The following is a 14081-nucleotide window of genomic DNA, read 5'->3' on the forward strand; positions in this document are numbered from 1 at the left end:
GGAGGGGGCACCTCCCTGCTCGAGCGAAGCCGAGAGCTTGGGGGAGTGCGTGCCAGGGGTCGCGACCCCGGCAGGACCCATCGGACAGGCCCTAGGCCGCGGCCAGACCCGCGACCCGGGCGAGCCGCCGGTAGGAGTCGATGAGCCCATCGCGGTCGTACGTACTGGTCGTGACCAGCACTTCCTGCGCGCCGCTCTCCTTGATCAGCGTCTCGAGCTCGTCGGCCACCTGCTCCTCCGTGCCATGGATGTGGCCCTGGAGGCCGGACTCGTAGAACCCGCGCTCCTTCTCCGTCATCGTCATCGCCGGTGACTCGACGCGCTCGGCCGGGGGCAGCGGCGGGAAGGTGCCGTGCGTGCGCGAGTACGCCATGGACCAGGCTTCCGGTATCAGCAGACGGCGGGCCGCTTCGGGCGTCTCGGCGACGGCGATGGTGCCCGACACGACGACGTACGGCTCGCTCGACCAGACCGAGGGCCGGAACGACGCGCGGTAGTGCTCGATGCCGCGGAGCATCTTGTCGCGGCGCCGGATGTCGCCGATGACCATCGGAAGCCCGGCCTGCGCCGCGATGGTGGCGCCCTCGCCGATGGCCAGGACGTACGGCGGTACGGTCAGGCCCTCGGCGGGGCGGGCATGCGCGCCGGTGTCCGACGTGCCGCGGAACCAGCCGAGGAGCTCGGTGAGTTGCGCGGCGAAGTCCTCGGCGTTGTGCTTGTCCCGGCCCAGAGCCTTGCGCACCCCGTCGGTGAAGCCGACCGAGCGGCCGAGCCCCATGTCGATGCGCCCGGGGAAGAGCGCTTCGAGCACCCCGAACTGCTCGGCGACAATGAGAGGTTGATGGTTCGGCAGCATCACGCCGCCGGTGCCGACCCGGATGGTGCGCGTCGCCGCCGCGACGGCCGACGCGAGCACGGTCGGCGCCGAACCGGCCACCCCCGGCACGCCGTGATGCTCGGACACCCAGAAGCGGTGATAGCCAAGCCCTTCGAGCTCCTTGGCGAGACGCACGGTGTCGCGCAGGGCCTCGGGACCGTCGTGCCCCTCGCGGGTACGGGATCGGTCGAGGACGGAGAACCTGGTTGTTTCGATCACTGAGCTCACGGAAGGTTCAACGCCTGAGCGCCGCCAGGATTCCCGCCCGGCCCGGTGGGTCCCCGTGGCATTGCCTAGGCTGGGCGTGTGACGGAAGACAGCAGGCCACTGGCCGTATTCGATCTGGACGGCACCCTCGCGGACACGGCGCACCGGCAGCGCTTCCTGGAGCGCAAGCCGCGCGACTGGGCCGCCTTCTTCGGCGCCGCCCCGGAAGATCCGCCGCTCGCGCAGGGTGTGGCGCTGGCCCTGGAGAGCGCTCAGGAGTGCGAGGTCGTCTATCTGACGGGCAGGCCGGAGCGGTGCCGCAGGGACACCGTGGCGTGGCTCGCGGCGCAGGGGCTGCCCGAGGGGCGGATCTGGATGCGGCGCAACGACGACCGGCGGCCCGCGCGCCACACCAAGCTGGAGATCCTCCAGAAGATCGCCGGGAAGCGTGCGGTGCAGGTGCTCGTGGACGACGACGAGCTGGTGTGCGACGAGGCCGAGCGGGCGGGCTTCAAGGTCGTACGGGCACGCTGGGCCAGCACGTCTGCCGCCCTCAAGGACGCTCAGGAGCGGGAGGGGCGGACGTGATGTGACGTGACGACGGGCGGTCTCGGCGCTGCCGCCGTCCTCAAGCCTCAGACGCTGTCGCCGTCCCCGAGCCTCAGACCCTGCCAGCGTCCCCGAGCCTCAGGCGCTGTCGCCGTCCTCGAGGCGGAATCCGACCTTCAGGCCCACCTGGTAGTGCTCGATCTGCCCGTTCTCGATATGGCCGCGCACCTGGGTGACCTCGAACCAGTCCAGGGAGCGCAGGGTCTGCGATGCGCGGGCGATGCCGTTGCGGATCGCCTGGTCGACGCCCTCGTGCGAGCTGCCGACGATCTCGGTGACCCGGTAGGTGTGGTCGGACATGAGGGTGTTCCTCTCCTCCGTGCGGTGGCGTCACAGCGGTGGGTGACGTCACTCCACCGTGCCCCACCACGCGGCGGTGCGCGAGGCGGTGGGCGCGGGATGTTCGGCGGCCGAGCCCAGGGTGAGCCGGGAGACGACGCGGTAGCGGTCGCCGCGGTAGAGGGAGCGCACGTACTCGACGGGGCGGCCCTCGGTGTCCGTGGTGATCCGGTCGAAGAGCAGCGCGGGGGAGAGCTCGGGCACGCCGAGCAGCTCCGCCTCGGCCTCCGTCACCACCGTCGGCTCGATGGACTGCACGGCGTGGGCCGGGCGGATCCGCAGCGCCTCGCGGAGATGGGCGTAGAAACCGGACTCCATCTGCTCGGGGGTGAGCCCTGGAGCAAGGGCGGCCGGGATGTGCAGTTGTTCGAGCGCGATGGGCTCGCCGTCCACGAGGCGCAGCCGCGCCACGTACACGACGTCGGCGGCGGGCGAGATGCGCAGCTTGCGGCCGGCCCGCGCCCCGGCCCGGACCGTGCTGAACTCGACCACCCGGCTCGACCAGCTGCCCGGGGCCTGCGGTGCGGTGAGCGGGCGGCTCGCCGAGATCAGCTCCTGGGTGACTTTGGCGGGCGCCACGAACATCCCGCGACCGTGTTCGCGTACGAGAAGTCCCGAGGTCACAAGGTCGTCGACGGCAGCCCGCAGCGTCGGCCGCGATACACCGAGGTCGGCGCAGAGCGTGCGCTCGGAGGGGATCGCGTCGCCGGGCCGACGGGTCTCGATCAGGTCGAGCAGGACCTCGCGCACGCGCTCGCGCTTGAGGATGCCGCCGGGGGGTCTTCGGTGGTCCATCGATGCCGTCCCGTTCTGCCGGAGGGGCGGTTGGCGCACAACTCCCGCCCACGCAAGGGGACTTGACGCCCCCATTGGTCTATGCCACCTTCAATCCTCGCGAGTGGTCACCTTACCAATTGGTCAAGCCCGCGTCGTGTCGTTGTGCCGCACCTTCCCCCCGGCCGGGAGCGGTGAGCGCTCCCGGCATTCCGAAAGGAATCAGGTCGATGAATCGACACTGCTCCAGAGTGACCTTCCGGCCGCGTACGGCCGTCGCGATCGCGACGGCCGCCGGCCTTGGCTTCGCCGGGCTCGCCGCGCTGCCCGCGGCCGCCACGCCGGACGACGCCGATGTGGCCGCCGCCGGCACCCTCTTCGACGACTTCGACTACTCCGGCCACACCGACCCGAAGATCTCCGAGCACGGCTGGAGTATCCGCTCCGACGCGGGCGGCCCGGGCGTGCCCGGCGCCACCTGGGCGCCCGAGAACATCACCTTCCCCGCCGCGGACGGCAACTCCGTGATGAACCTGGAGACTTCGACCGCGGGAACGGGGCAGTCGACGAAGCAGACCGAGATCCTCACCAAGGCGGTCAAGTTCAAGAACGGCACCTATGCGGCCCGTGTGAAATACGCCGACGCGCCGAAGTCGGGCCCCGACGGGGACCACCTCGTCCAGGCGTTCTTCTCCATCAACGACCTCAAGGCCCCGATGGCCGACGACTACTCCGAGTACGACTTCGAGTATCTGCCCAACGGAGGCTGGGGTGAGCCCGCCGACATCCTCTACGTCACCTCCTGGGAGACCTTCAATCCCGAGCCGTGGGAAGCCGTCAACCAGCACACCGAGGTGCGGCAGAGCTTTGAGGGCTGGCACGACGTGGTGTTCACCATCGACGACAGCGCCATCAAGTACTACGTCGACGGGCAGCTGTTCGGTGCGCACGACGCCAAGTACCTGCCGGAACGGCCCATGTCCATCAACTTCAACCAGTGGCTCATCGACCTCGCGGGACAGTCGAGCACCACGCCCCGCGCCTACGACCAGCAGGTCGACTACGTCCTGCACGTCAAGGACCGGGTGCTGACGCCGGACCAGGTGAAGGAGCAGGTCGGCGCCTATCGCGGCGCGGGCACGGCGTTCGAGGACACCGTGCCCGGCAGTTGATCTGGCGACCCCCTTGACCGACCCATTGGTACAGACCAAACTCCAGCCATACCCGTTCGAGCCTGGAGCTCACCCCCACGTCGGGCCGACCTTCCCCTGTCCGCAGGAAGAAAGTGACCGACGTGAAACCGCTCCGCCGCACCGTCATGGCCCTGTCCCTCGTCCTCGCCGCCACCGCACTGCTTCCCGGATGCGGCGTCCTGCCCGGCGGGGAGGAGGAGCAGCGCACCATCACCGTGTGGCTCATGAAGGACAGCGCGTCGGCCCGGTTCATCGAGCGGTTCACCGCCGACTTCGAGAAGGAGCACGCGGACATCGACCTGGAGATACGCATCCAGGAATGGACCGGCATCGGCGACAAGGTCAAGGCCGCGCTCAAGGCCGAGGACGGCCCGGACGTGATCGAGGTCGGCAACACGCAGGTCGCTCAGTACGTCGACGAGGGCGGGCTCCATGACCTCACCCTGGAGTCCGCGCGCGATCTCGGCATGAAGGACTGGCTGCCGGGCCTCGCCGAGCCGGGGCGGTACAACGGCAGCCAGTACGGCGTGCCCTGGTACGCCGCCAACCGTGTCGTCATCTACAACAAGGACCTCTTCGCACAGGCCGGGATCGAACAGCCGCCGACGACGCGGGCGCAGTGGCTCGCCGATACGCAACGGCTCAACTCCGGGGGAAAACAGGGGATCTACCTGGCGGGCCAGGACTGGTACACCCTGTCGGGGTTCATCTGGGACGAGGGCGGTGACCTGGCCAAGGAGACGAACGGGGTGTGGCGGGGCAGCCTGCACTCGCCCGCGGCGCTGCGGGGCATGGACTTCTACCGGCAGCTCCAGGCGCTGGGTTCGGGCCCACGCGACGCGGACGAGGAGCATCCGCCGCAGGCCGGGGTGTTCGCGCGGGGTGACGTGGCGCAGATCGTCGCCGTGCCGGGGACGGCGCGGGCGATCGAGGAGAAGAATCCGAAACTGAAGGGGAAGCTCGGGTACTTCCCCATCCCCGGGAAGACGGCGGGCAAGCCGGGGGCCGTCTTCACCGGCGGGTCCGATCTGGTGGTGCGCGGCAAGACCGGCGACCGCAAGGGCGCGGTCGCCGTGATCGAGGCGCTCGCCGGGAAGAAGTGGCAGACGGAGCTTGCCAGGACCATGAATTACGTGCCGAACAAGACGACGCTGGCCTCTGCCGTGTCGGGGGAGCCGGGGGTCGCGGCGATGGCCGCGGGGGCGGCACGGGGGCGGGCGACTCCGGCCTCGCCGAGGTGGGCCGCGGTGGAGGCGGACAATCCCATCAAGGCGTACATGTCGAAGGTGCTGGGTGGGGGTGACCCGGCGGGGGAGGCGCGGGTGGCTTCCCGCCGGATCACTCGCGAGCTGGACGTGAGCGGGCCGTGAGGGGTTCGCCCCGAAGGGAACTACCCCGCCACACTCAACGACAGCGCGAAACGACCCCTCTCATCCGTCCACCAATGCGTCAGCTTCAGGTCGGCAGAGGCCAGTTCCGCCCGCACCCCTTCCTCCCGGAACTTCGCCGAGATCTCCGTACGCATCTCCTCGTGCCGCTCGAAGTCGACCGCCAGGTCCAGCGCCGGGATCTTCACCGTCTGCGCGGCCCTGGACCGCAGCCGCATCTCGATCCACTCGTGCTCGCGGTCCCAGACGGCGACGTGCGAGAACGCGTCGGGGTCGAAATCGGCGCCCAGTTCGCGGTTGATGACGGTCAGGACGTTCTTGTTGAAGGCGGCCGTGACGCCCGCCCCGTCGTCGTACGCGGAGACGAGCACCGACTCGTCCTTCACCAGGTCCGTGCCGAGCAGCAGCGCGTCACCGGGGGAGAGCAGCGCGCGTACCGAGGTGAGGAAGACGGCGCGTTCGGCCGGAAGCAGATTGCCGATCGTTCCGCCGAGGAAGGCCACGAGCCGCGGGCCCGGAGTGCCGGGCAGGGCGAGGCCGCGGGTGAAGTCGGCGATCAGGGCGTGTACGTCGAGTGCGGGGCGCGAGGCGAGGAGCGTGTTCGCGGCGCCGGTCAGCGCGCTCTCGCTGACGTCCACGGGGACATACGTGTGCAGCGAGGGCAGCGCGTCGATGAGGTGGCGGGTCTTCTCCGAGGAGCCCGAGCCCAGCTCGATGAGGGTGCGCGCGTCCGTCACGGCGGCGATCTCCGCGGCGCGCGTCTGCAGGATCTCCCGCTCGGCACGCGTCGGGTAGTACTCGGGGAGTGTGGTGATCTCGTCGAACAGGGCGCTGCCGCGTGCGTCGTAGAACCACTTGGGCGGCAGCGTCTTGGGCGTACGGGTGAGGCCTTGCAGGACGTCGGCGCGCAGGGCGGCGTCGGTGGCGTCCTCGGGCAGGGTGCGGGTCAGCAGGAACGGGCTCACGCAGTGGGCTCCTTGAGCGGGGTCAGCAGGACATCGGTACGGCTCGCGGCGAGCAGCGTGCGGTCGGGCACCTGGCGCCAGTGCGGATCGTCGTCGTAGGGCTCGGAGGCCACGACGGTGCGGCGGCCCGGTTCGGTGAGGTACCAGAGGGTGTCGCCCCAGGCGGTCGCCGTGATCGTCTCGCCGTTGGTGAGCAGGAGGTTGAGGCGCGAACCCGGTGCCGCCTCGGCGACCTCGGTCACGGTGTCCGCGAGGGCCTGGCCCTCGTCGTCACCGCCGCGCAGCCGGTGCAGGACGAGCGCCCACACCAGCGCGGAATCGCAGCGCGCCTCCATCGAGAGCAGCTCGGCGGGCGGCAGGCCCGTGGTGAGCGGGGCGAGAGAGCGGGGCCAGCCCGCCACCGCGCCATTGTGGCTGAACAGCCAGGCCCCGGCCGCGAACGGCGCCGCCGCCGCTTCCCCGTCGGCGCCCGCCACGGTCGCGTCCCGCACCGCGGCGAGCAGGGCGCCGGACCGCACGACCCGGGCGATGTCCGCGAAGGACTGATCGCCCCAGATCGGTCCTGCACGGCGGTAGCGGGCGGGCTCGGGATCGCCTTCGGCGTACCAACCAACGCCGAATCCATCGGCGTTGACCGTGCCGTAGCGCTGCTGCCGGGGCGCCCAGGACTGGCGGAACAGGCTGTGCGCGGGCTCCACCAGGAGCCTTCCCAGCGGCTCCTGGGGGCCCAGGTAGGCGAGGTGACGGCACATCAGACGGCCTCCGCCGGGCCGGCCCCCGCCGGACCCGCGTCGCGCGCCGTGCGGAACCCGGAGAAGATCTGCCGGCGCACCGGATGGTCCCAGTTGCGGAACGTGCCCCGGCAGGCCACCTCGTCCACGGAGAACGCCCCGCCGCGCAGCACCTTGTAGTCACCGCCGAAGAACACGTCCGAGTACTCGCGGTAGGGGAAGGCGGCGAAACCCGGATAGGGCAGGAAGTCGCTCGACGTCCACTCCCACACGTCGCCGATCAACTGGCGTACGCCCAACGGAGATTCACCGGCCGGATAGCTGCCCGCAGTCGCCGGACGAAGGTGGCGCTGACCCAGGTTGGCGCGCTCGGGCGTGGGGTCCGCGTCGCCCCACGGGTAGCGCATGGAACGCCCTGACGCCGGGTCGTGCCGGGCGGCCTTCTCCCATTCCACTTCGCTGGGCAGCCGCCGGCCCGCCCAGCGGGCGTACGCGTCCGCCTCGTACCAACTGACGTGAAGGACCGGCTCGTCGGGCGGCACCGCCTCCACGGTCCCGAAGTGGCGGCGCAGCCACTGCCCCGCGTCGCGGCGCCAGAACAGCGGCGCCGAGAGCTTGTTGCCCCGGACCATGCCCCAGCCCGCGGGGGCCCACCAGCGCTCCTCCTCATAGCCGCCCGCGGCGATGAAGCGCTGGAACTCCGCATTTGTCACCGGCGTCGTGTCGATGAAGAACGGCGGGACCAGACGGTGGTGCGCCGGACGCTCGTTGTCCAGCGCCCACGGCTCGGTGGATGTGCCCATCGTGAACGGGCCGCCGGGTACCAGGACTTCGGACGGTCCGGTGAACGGCGGCGCGGGGGCGGGGTCGGGAGCGGTGAGCGCCGTCGGGCCCGAGCGCAGCTGATGGGTGATCAGCATCGTCTCGTCGTGCTGCTGTTCATGCTGCGCGATCATGCCGAACGCGAAGCCCGCGTCGGTCAGCGGAGAGCCGCGAAAGGGCGTGCTCTCCAGGACGTCCAGTGCCCTCCCGCGCACCTCGGCCGCGTAACGCCGGGCCTCGGCGGGGGCGAGCAGCGGCAGGCTCGGCCGTTCGGCGCGGGGATGCTCGAACGCGTCGTACAGGCCGTCGATCTCCGGCCGCATCGCGTCACGGCCGGCCACCGCGCGCAGCAGCCACAGCTCCTCCTGGTTGCCGATGTGCGCGAGGTCCCAGACGAGGGGCGACATCAACGGCGAGTGCTGCGCGGTCAGTTCGGGCTCCTCGACACACGTGGTCAGGAGCGAGGTGCGGTCCCGGGCGGCGAGAAGCGCCGCCAGGGCGCGCTCCCGAAGGGAATCGGGGTCGCTGACGGTTCCGGTCATCGGAGGCTGCCCTTCTCGTGCTCGTTCTCGGTAACGGGCTCCTGGTCGCGGTCGTGCGCCTGCGCACGGTGCCGGTCGAGCACGTCGTCGGCCGGGCAGCGGCCCCGCGCGACGTAACGCTCGGCGTACGCGGCCACCGCGTCCCGCACTTCGGCGCTCGCGCCCATCCGGGGCAGCGCGTCGACGGCGGCCGCGAAACAGGCCGCCGCGGCCTCGCGCAGCTCCGGATCGGCGAGCGCGTGCCGGGCGGCGTCCAGATACAGCGGGCTGCGCGGCGCAGCGGGCGCGCCGGGCGGGCAGGCCCGCTCGGCCAGCGGCTTGACCGTGCGGTAGGCGGTCTCGGCGGCCTGCGGATCGTCGAACAGCGCGCTCGTCACGGCGAGCGGCACGATCCAGCCGTCATCGCCCGGCTGGGCGTCGACCATCCGCAGCTCCAGGTGGCCGCGCGGGCGTACGGGCGGGAAGAGGGTGGTCAGGTGGTAGTCGAGGTCCTCGCGCGTGGGCGGGCGCGGTGCGCCCGAACGCGCCCAGGTGCGGAAGGTCAGCCCTTCCGCAGTGGCCCAGTCCGAACCGTCGGCGTCGCCCTCCTGCGCCCTGAGGAACATCACAGGCGCGTCCAGGGCATGCCGCGTCCAGGCCGCCCGTGGCTCCGCGTCCAGCGGCGGCGCGGCGGACGTCCCCGGGTCGATGGCGGCCCACACCGCCTGCCGGGTGGAGCGCCAGCCGGTGGCACGGCCGTCCTGGAGCGGCGAGTTGGCGAACGCGGCGACGAGAACGGCGCCCAGGAGATGCGCGAGCCGCCAGCGCCGCCCGTAGCCGAGCGGTCCCGGCTCCTCGTGCCCCGCGTCCAGACAGATCTGCACGGACGCGGTGGAGCACATCATGCGCCGCCCCGCGGGGCCCGCGCGGTCGAGATAGGACTCCATGGCGTCGTAGCGCGGACGGTGCAGGATGCGGTTCGGCGGGCGCCACGGATCGGCACCGATGCCGGTGAGGGTCAGATTCAGGGATGCCAGTCGGTCGCGTACGACGGACAGATCGGCCGACATGGCCGACACGCACTCCATGAGCGAGGTGGCGGGGAGCGAGCTGAGCTCTAGCTGGCCACCTGGTTCGACGGTGATCTGGGAGTGCAGGGGCAGGGCCCGCAGTGCGGCGTAGGCCGCTTCGAGGCGGGCGGTGGACACGGGCATTCGGAGCCGGTGCGGCTCGTGGATCAGCCATTCCAGTTCGACACCGGTGGCGCGCGGTGGTCCGGTCTTGAAGCAGATGCCGCTGACCAGCGCCTCCGCCTCGGCTTCGGATACCGCGGTGCCGTACTTCGCGCGGTAGGTCGTACAGTCGCCCTCGGGCATGCAGGGGTCCTCCTGTTCACAGTTCCGCCTGGTCCGGCGGTTGCGGACCACCCCGGTCAACTCGATATGGGGTGGACCGAGTTGGTCTTGAGCCGGAATGCTCCGTCCCACCCAAGACCTTGTCGGCCGTTCGCACAAGAGTGCCCCTGGGGTCGAGTCGGCGCCAGGGAATTCTGTTGCGGCGGACGATGCGAACCGCTCACCATGCGTTCATGTACGAGTCGGGGGACAGGACGGGGGAGCGGGTATGAGTGCCCGCCTGCGCGGGATCGCGCAGCAGACCGAGGAGATCGTCGCGGCGGGCCGGTATGTCTCTGCCGGTGGCCGCGACGTGGTGATCGCGCACTGGGTGGACGCCGCGCGCTCCGGCACGCGGATGTTCGGACCCGCCGCCGTGCGCGTGACGCTGCCCGAGCCGTCCTCCACCGTAGTCGAGGTCACCGCGGAGAGCAGCTTGGAGGCGGCGAACAGGCTCGCCACCAGGGAAGACACCCCGGTGGCCGTCCTGAACTTCTCCTCCGCGCGCAATCCCGGAGGCGGCTATCTCAACGGGGCCCAGGCCCAGGAGGAGGCGCTGTGCCGCGCCTCCGCGCTGTACACGTGCGTGCGGTCGGCCCGGGAGTTCTACGACCACCACCGCGCCCACCGCGACCCGTTCTACAGCGACCGCGTCATCCACTCCCCGGCCGTCCCGGTCTTCCGCGACGACCGAGGACGGCTGCTCGACGAGGCGTACACCGTCGGGTTCCTGACCTCGGCGGCGCCGAACGCGGGAGTGGTCAGGCGGCAGACGCCGCAGCGCGCCGAGTGGCTGCCCGGCGCCCTGGCCTGCCGCGCGGAGCGCGTCCTGGAGACTGCCGTGGCCTGCGGCTACCGAAGGCTGGTGCTCGGCGCGTGGGGCTGCGGGGTCTTCCAGAACGACCCGAAGGAAGTGGCGGACGCGTTCCGCGTCCAGTTCGAGGAGGGCGGCCGGTTCCACGGAGCGTTCGAGCACATCGTGTTCGGGGTGCTCGACCGCACGCGCGGCGCGGTGACGCGGACTGCCTTCGAGGAGGCGTTCGCCGACATGACGGCTCAGGGCCAGCGCCCCGAAGGGGCGCGGGGAACTGCGCGACCAGCCACAAAGCACCCGCGCTGACACACCGCACCTCCAGCGGAGCGCCTCAGCGCCAGCCGTAGCGCTCCTGGAGCCGCCGCACGACCAGGTTGAACCGCATCCGGTCGATGGCGCACGCCTCGCGCCGCATGCCCTTCTCGTGCACCCGGAGCACCCGGTCGATGTCGACCCAGGATTCGCGGCCCGTACGGTCCCACGGCCCGCTGCCGATCGGCACCCACTCCCTATCGCCGTCATGCCGCTTGCTGGAAAGCTGCACGGCGAGCAGCGTGCCCCGGTCCTCGCGGGCGACGACGAGTACGGGACGGTCCTTGCCGCGTCCGTCGTTCTCCTCGTAGGGGACCCACGTCCAGACGATCTCGCCGGGGTCGGGGTCGCCGTCATGGGCGGGCGCGTATGTCGTCCGTACCCGCCCCACCTCGGCAGGCTCGACCTCGGTGGTCGCGGTGCGGCCCGTGCGGCCCGGGTTCGCGGACATCTGCGGTTCTTCGGTGTCGGCAGTCACGCGGGCCACCGTAGAGCCTGTCCGGCCCAACCCGTGGGGCGGGTCCGCCCGATGACCCGCAGGCTCGGTCCATGGCGCCACCTCGACACCTCCACCGCGCGCGGCTCGTCGCCGTCCTCGCCCTGTGCGGCACGGCACTTGCCGCGACGGTCCCGCCACCGCCCGCCCCCGCCGCCCCCATCGCGCCCCCGCCGCGCACCGTCTCCGCGTGGCTGCCCTACTGGGACCAGGAAGCCGCGTACCAGGACGCCTTGCGCCACGCCGCCCAACTGCACACCGTCAGCCCCTTCTGGTTCCGCGCCGAGACGGCCGACAGCGTGGTGGGCCACACCGGATCGGGGGACAGCCGCGTCGTCGACGGACTCCACAAGGCGGGCATCAAGGTCGTGCCGACCGTCATGGAGAGGATGGAGCGCGGCGCGCTGGCGTCCCTCGTCACCGACGAGAACCGTCGTGCGCGGCACATCGACGCGCTGCTCCGCGTCGTCCGCAGCCGCTCGTACGACGGGCTCGACCTGGACTACGAGACCATCGCGGCCACCGGCGACGCCGACTACGAGAAGGTGCGGTCCGGGTACGCGACGCTGGTCACCGACCTGTGCGCCCGGCTGCACACCCTGCGCAAGCAGTGCGTGACCACCGTCTCGCCGAAGACACGGATCAGCGGCCGCGTCTGGGACTACCGCCGAATCGGCGCCGCCGCCGACCGGTTGCGCATCATGGCCTACGACCAGCACTGGGCGGAGGGATCGCCCGGACCGCTCTCCTCGCCGGCCTGGTACGAGGACATCCTGCGCCGCGCCACCGCCGAAGTCCCCGCCCGCAAGCTGGAGATGGGTCTGCCCGGCTACGGCTGGGACTGGGGTGTGGGCAGCCGCGACCGCGCCCGGCACGTCACATGGAAGGAGGCGGAGGCCCTGCGCCGCAAGGTCGGCGCGCCCTACCGCCTCGATCCCGGGTCGAGCACGCCCCACTTCACGTACGACGAGGGCGGCAGGCGCCGCACCGTCTGGTACCAGGACGCGCGCGGAACGGCCGCCCATCTGCCGGTCCTGCGGAAGTACGGCGTACGCCACACCGTCCTGTGGGCCCTCGGCTTCGAGGACCCGGCGCTGTGGCGCACGCTGGCGACCGGTCAGGCCGCGGCGGGCCACTGCTCGTACCAGCGCTGGTCCGCCTCCAACTGCGCGGCCAGCGACACCAGGAGCGGCTCGCTGCCCGCAGGGCCGAGCAGCTGCGCGCCCACCGGAAGTCCGTCGCCCACCCGCCCGGCGGGCACGTTGACGCCCGGCCAGCCCAGGACGTTCCACGTCCAGGCGTAGGGGCAGGCGGCGATCATCGCCCGGTCGGTGCGCCAACCGCTGAGCTTTGCCATGGTGCCGATCCGGGGCGGGGGAGTGGCTGTGGTGGGCGTGAGGACCACGTCGTACGTCGAGAAGACCGCGCCGACGCGGCGGTGCAGGGCGGCCTCGGCGCGCCGGGCCAGGCGCAGCGGGGCGCCGCCGAGCAGACGGCCGAGGCGGGCGGCTTCCTTGGTGCGCGGGTCGAGCAGCCGGGGGTCGGGGACCTCGCGGACCCAGTCGGTGATGCCCGCCGTGGCGCGCGGCACGAAGTCGAGGCCGATCTGCCCGTAGCGCGGGTCGGCCTCCTCGACGTCGTGCCCGAGCGCGGCGAGCCGGTCAGCGAGGACGAAGACCTTGCGCCGCACCACCGGATCGAGGCGCTTGGGCGTCGCGGTGAACGGCATGCGCAGCGAGAGCGCGATCCGCAGGCGCCCCGGCTCGCGCGTCGCCGCGTCGACGGCACTGATGGCCGGCGGCTTGTGCAGGTCGCCCTCGTGGTTGCCGCTCGCCGCGTCCAGGAGCAGCGCCGCGTCGGCGACGGTCCTGGCGAGCGGGCCGTTGACGGTGATGCCGTTGAAGGCCTCGGGCCACGGCCACGTCGAGATCCGGCCGCGCTGCGGTTTGATCCCCACGAGATGGGTCCAGGCGGCCGGGATGCGCACCGAGCCCGCCCCGTCCGAGCCGAGCGCGGCCGGGACGAGCCCGGCTGCGACCGCGGCCGCCGAACCGCCCGACGACCCGCCGGGGGTGTGGCCCGTGTGCCAGGGATTGCGGGTGTCGCCGAAGCCGGGCCCTTCCGTGAACGGCCACTGGCCCAGCTCGCAGGTGTTGGTCTTGCCGACGATCACCGCACCGGCCGCCCGCAGCCTGCGCACCGACTCGGCGTCCTCCTTCTTCGGCGGGAAGTCGCCCCGGCAGCCGAACGCGGTCGGCTCGCCCGCGATGTCGGTGTCGTCCTTCACGGCGAGCGGTACGCCCAGGAGCGGCGGCAGTCCGGGACCGCCCGCCGCCAACTCCCGGTCGGCGGCGTCCGCTTCGGCGAGCGCGGCCTCGGCGCGGACCAGCTTGAAGGCGTTGAGCACCGGCTGGGACGCCTCGATCCGGGCCAGCGTCCGCTCGGTCAGCGCACGCGAGGTCACTTCTCCGGCGGCCAGCGCGCGGGCGGTCCGCTCCAGGCCGTCGGCACGGTCGGCAGTCATGTGGGGGCACCTTTGATCGGTGGGCAGGTGAACGCACGCTACCGGCCGGTAGGTCAACGCGGAACGAGAGCAGGGAAGTTCACGCCGCGTACGCCACCGCCAAGCGCCCGACGCC

Annotated in this window: 12 protein-coding genes and 2 pseudogenes; 5 read left to right on the top strand and 9 right to left on the bottom strand. The window is 71.8% G+C overall.

Features of this window, described 5'->3' with window-relative positions:
• Window positions 1–91: 91 nt before the first annotated feature.
• The gene (locus AB0O76_RS37230; RefSeq protein ID WP_365500986.1) at window positions 92–1105 is read right to left on the bottom strand and encodes an LLM class flavin-dependent oxidoreductase; all 1014 of its coding nucleotides are present in this window, start codon (window positions 1103–1105) and stop codon (window positions 92–94) included.
• Window positions 1106–1183: 78 nt separating this feature from the next.
• Here AB0O76_RS37230 and AB0O76_RS37235 point away from each other — a divergent pair, with 78 nt between their 5' ends.
• Window positions 1184–1672 carry a hypothetical protein gene (locus AB0O76_RS37235; protein WP_365500988.1) on the top strand — a complete coding sequence of 163 codons (489 nt, stop codon included), beginning with the start codon at window positions 1184–1186 and terminating at the stop codon, window positions 1670–1672.
• A gap of 99 nt (window positions 1673–1771) precedes the next feature.
• Here the strand turns inward: AB0O76_RS37235 and AB0O76_RS37240 are convergent, their stop codons facing one another.
• Both AB0O76_RS37240 and AB0O76_RS37245 read right to left on the bottom strand, forming a co-directional pair.
• Window positions 1772–1993: a dodecin gene (locus tag AB0O76_RS37240; RefSeq protein ID WP_360772966.1), complete on the bottom strand. Its 222-nt coding sequence runs from the start codon at window positions 1991–1993 to the stop codon at window positions 1772–1774.
• A gap of 48 nt (window positions 1994–2041) precedes the next feature.
• On the bottom strand, window positions 2042–2827 hold the full coding sequence (locus AB0O76_RS37245; protein WP_365500990.1) for a GntR family transcriptional regulator: 786 nt from the start codon (window positions 2825–2827) through the stop codon (window positions 2042–2044).
• Between the two features lie 347 nt (window positions 2828–3174).
• Here AB0O76_RS37245 and AB0O76_RS37250 point away from each other — a divergent pair.
• Window positions 3175–3978 (top strand): annotated as a pseudogene (locus AB0O76_RS37250) (glycoside hydrolase family 16 protein); the annotation flags it as partial.
• A gap of 146 nt (window positions 3979–4124) precedes the next feature.
• Complete coding sequence (locus AB0O76_RS37255) at window positions 4125–5369, top strand: extracellular solute-binding protein (RefSeq protein WP_365501147.1); 1245 nt, start codon at window positions 4125–4127, stop codon at window positions 5367–5369.
• Window positions 5370–5389: 20 nt separating this feature from the next.
• Here AB0O76_RS37255 and egtD read toward each other — a convergent pair whose 3' ends face one another.
• Genes egtD through egtA form a run of 4 tightly spaced genes read right to left on the bottom strand, consistent with a single transcriptional unit; the run spans window position 5390 to window position 9802 of the window.
• The gene (gene egtD, locus AB0O76_RS37260) at window positions 5390–6352 is read right to left on the bottom strand and encodes an L-histidine N(alpha)-methyltransferase (protein ID WP_365500992.1); all 963 of its coding nucleotides are present in this window, start codon (window positions 6350–6352) and stop codon (window positions 5390–5392) included.
• A complete protein-coding gene (gene egtC / locus AB0O76_RS37265; protein WP_365500994.1) occupies window positions 6349–7104 on the bottom strand; it encodes an ergothioneine biosynthesis protein EgtC in 756 nt (251 codons plus the stop codon). The genes egtD and egtC overlap by 4 nt, the downstream gene beginning before the upstream one ends.
• Window positions 7104–8447: an ergothioneine biosynthesis protein EgtB gene (gene egtB, locus AB0O76_RS37270; protein ID WP_365500996.1), complete on the bottom strand. Its 1344-nt coding sequence runs from the start codon at window positions 8445–8447 to the stop codon at window positions 7104–7106. Before egtB ends, egtC begins: the two co-directional genes overlap by 1 nt.
• A complete protein-coding gene (egtA, locus tag AB0O76_RS37275) occupies window positions 8444–9802 on the bottom strand; it encodes an ergothioneine biosynthesis glutamate--cysteine ligase EgtA (RefSeq protein ID WP_365500998.1) in 1359 nt (452 codons plus the stop codon). Before egtA ends, egtB begins: the two co-directional genes overlap by 4 nt.
• 247 nt (window positions 9803–10049) lie before the next feature.
• On the opposite strand from egtA, the gene AB0O76_RS37280 reads away from it, so the two are divergent.
• On the top strand, window positions 10050–10940 hold the full coding sequence (locus tag AB0O76_RS37280) for a TIGR02452 family protein (protein WP_365501000.1): 891 nt from the start codon (window positions 10050–10052) through the stop codon (window positions 10938–10940).
• A 25-nt stretch (window positions 10941–10965) separates the two neighbouring features.
• Here the strand turns inward: AB0O76_RS37280 and AB0O76_RS37285 are convergent, their stop codons facing one another.
• On the bottom strand, window positions 10966–11397 hold the full coding sequence (locus AB0O76_RS37285) for a type II toxin-antitoxin system PemK/MazF family toxin (protein ID WP_365501149.1): 432 nt from the start codon (window positions 11395–11397) through the stop codon (window positions 10966–10968).
• A gap of 98 nt (window positions 11398–11495) precedes the next feature.
• On the opposite strand from AB0O76_RS37285, the pseudogene AB0O76_RS37290 reads away from it, so the two are divergent.
• Window positions 11496–12509: pseudogene (locus AB0O76_RS37290) on the top strand (glycosyl hydrolase family 18 protein); the annotation flags it as partial.
• 50 nt (window positions 12510–12559) lie between these two features.
• On the opposite strand, the gene AB0O76_RS37295 reads toward AB0O76_RS37290, so the two are convergent.
• Window positions 12560–13966, bottom strand: coding sequence for an amidase (locus tag AB0O76_RS37295; RefSeq protein WP_365501002.1), 1407 nt, complete (start codon window positions 13964–13966; stop codon window positions 12560–12562).
• Between the last annotated feature and the right edge of the window lie 115 nt (window positions 13967–14081).

Source organism: Streptomyces sp. NPDC086554, assembly GCF_040686095.1.
Lineage (GTDB): Bacteria > Actinomycetota > Actinomycetes > Streptomycetales > Streptomycetaceae > Streptomyces.

Coding starts and splice junctions, on each gene's coding strand:
- AB0O76_RS37255 (WP_365501147.1), top strand. CDS start 4,125: ATGGCCCTGTCCCTCGTCCTCGCCGCCACCGCACTGCTTCCCGGATGC.
- egtB (WP_365500996.1), bottom strand. CDS start 8,447: ATGACCGGAACCGTCAGCGACCCCGATTCCCTTCGGGAGCGCGCCCTG.
- AB0O76_RS37285 (WP_365501149.1), bottom strand. CDS start 11,397: ATGTCCGCGAACCCGGGCCGCACGGGCCGCACCGCGACCACCGAGGTC.
- AB0O76_RS37245 (WP_365500990.1), bottom strand. CDS start 2,827: ATGGACCACCGAAGACCCCCCGGCGGCATCCTCAAGCGCGAGCGCGTG.
- egtC (WP_365500994.1), bottom strand. CDS start 7,104: ATGTGCCGTCACCTCGCCTACCTGGGCCCCCAGGAGCCGCTGGGAAGG.
- egtA (WP_365500998.1), bottom strand. CDS start 9,802: ATGCCCGAGGGCGACTGTACGACCTACCGCGCGAAGTACGGCACCGCG.
- AB0O76_RS37295 (WP_365501002.1), bottom strand. CDS start 13,966: ATGACTGCCGACCGTGCCGACGGCCTGGAGCGGACCGCCCGCGCGCTG.
- AB0O76_RS37280 (WP_365501000.1), top strand. CDS start 10,050: ATGAGTGCCCGCCTGCGCGGGATCGCGCAGCAGACCGAGGAGATCGTC.
- AB0O76_RS37240 (WP_360772966.1), bottom strand. CDS start 1,993: ATGTCCGACCACACCTACCGGGTCACCGAGATCGTCGGCAGCTCGCAC.